Consider the following 1,637-nt stretch of genomic DNA (forward strand, 5'->3'; position numbering starts at 1 on the left):
GGGCTCGAAGCTGCCCGCAATGAATGCGGGCAGCTATCTCTCCGGAGCGCCATCGTTCATACCTGCGTCTAAATATTTCAATTAGATGTCATTCTGATGACAACTTCGCGGATCGTGCGATAAATCGCTCTAGCTTTGAAATATCCCCCATTGGAGGGGTGTGTGAAGGAAATGTGAAAGCTATGCTGCGGTAAAAGAAAACCAGCGGGGCCGGCGAATGGAATGGCACCGCATCAGTTGGGTACGCCATGAAATTCGCCATCCTCACCAGCAATCCTTCCAGCTTTGCGTACTTGACGGCTTGCCTGTCAGCGGACGCGACGTGCGTGCGATTCGACGATGCATTGGCACTGCTGCGCGCCCGGCGCACCGAGGCGTTCGATTTGTTGATGATCGATGCGCAGCTATTCAGCACGGCAGGCCAGCTGGTGCTGTCCTGGCGAGAGTGCAACTCCGATATGTGCTGGCCAACGCTGGTATTTGGCAACTTTGTCGAACGCGCCGAAATGCTGGGCGTTTTTGACAGCGCTGTCGACGACTTGATCACCGGCCACTTCACTGCGGAAGAGTTGGGGGCCCGTGTCGGCCGTATTCTCCGCACAGAGCGCGGGACGCAGCAGACCGAATCCGCCACCCGGACGGTGGTCGGGCCGTACCGCTTGTGCCGGCTCACTCGGACAGTGACGTTGCACGGGACGCCCATCCGATTGACCGCGCGGGAATTTGCGACCGCCTGGCTGCTGTTTTCGTCGCCGGGAGCGTTTCTGTCACGCCAGCAGATCGCCACTGCGGTATGGGGAACTGAGGCGAGTGTTGCTGAGCGCTCGATCGAGCAGCACGTCTACAAACTGCGCAAGAAGCTGGGCTTCGGCGAGGCCACCGGGGTCGAGCTCAAGACGGTCTACTCACGGGGCTATCAGTTGGCCGTCCAGCAAGCGGGCGAACTTTCGCGGACAGTCGAGTCGCCGCAATTCATGCTGGTGGCTTGACTACTGTCACTGACACGTCCGCGCGTAGGCGTTCACGGCAGACGGGTACGCGTCCTACACGTTGCTGTTGCCCTTAGGCTCCATGTCGAAATGCACAGCGGCATAGCTCGCGTTGCAACTCCACACTTCTGTGCCTTCGCAATAGAAGGTGCATCACCGGCCATCGCTGACGCAAATCGCCTCTGAAAAAATTCTTCCGTGTTCGTTCATCGCGGCACGGAGTACGTCCGCTTCACGGCAAACAGCTCGATAGGTGCCGGCGGCTAGCGGAGGGGGATGTTCGGGCCTGCGTCTCACCATGAACTGCTTTCCTCGTACATCTTGTTCCAACGAATTCGTGTGGCTCTAGCGCTGACGATATCACGCGTGTCGGAGCTGGTGTTCGCTCGTCGTGATGACGCGCAGGGGGCAAGAAGCTACGTGCCATTTGACGGCAATGCATGACAGGCCGTCGCGGCAAAGCAAGTGCAGTTCGAATCCAGTGCGGGCCAAGGCCCGCAATAGGCGCTCGCCGCGCGGCGGTGGCCAGCGGTGTTGGCGTGCCATGCGCGCCATGCTCCCGAGCCCGTCGCCCAGATCCGGGACCGTAGGCCACGCCGACCAGGCGGCCAAGGGTTCGCAAGCCGCGCAAAGCGCGCCCTTGTCCGC

1 protein-coding gene is annotated in these 1,637 nt (G+C 60.4%); it reads left to right on the plus strand.

Annotated features, from left to right (window positions below):
• Nucleotides 1-248: 248 nt before the first annotated feature.
• Nucleotides 249-989 carry a response regulator transcription factor gene (locus PI87_RS27950; RefSeq protein ID WP_052321816.1) on the plus strand — a complete coding sequence of 247 codons (741 nt, stop codon included), beginning with the start codon at nucleotides 249-251 and terminating at the stop codon, nucleotides 987-989.
• Nucleotides 990-1,637 lie beyond the last annotated feature (648 nt).

Origin of the sequence: Ralstonia sp. A12 (assembly GCF_000801955.1) — a bacterium.
Classification (GTDB): domain Bacteria; phylum Pseudomonadota; class Gammaproteobacteria; order Burkholderiales; family Burkholderiaceae; genus Ralstonia.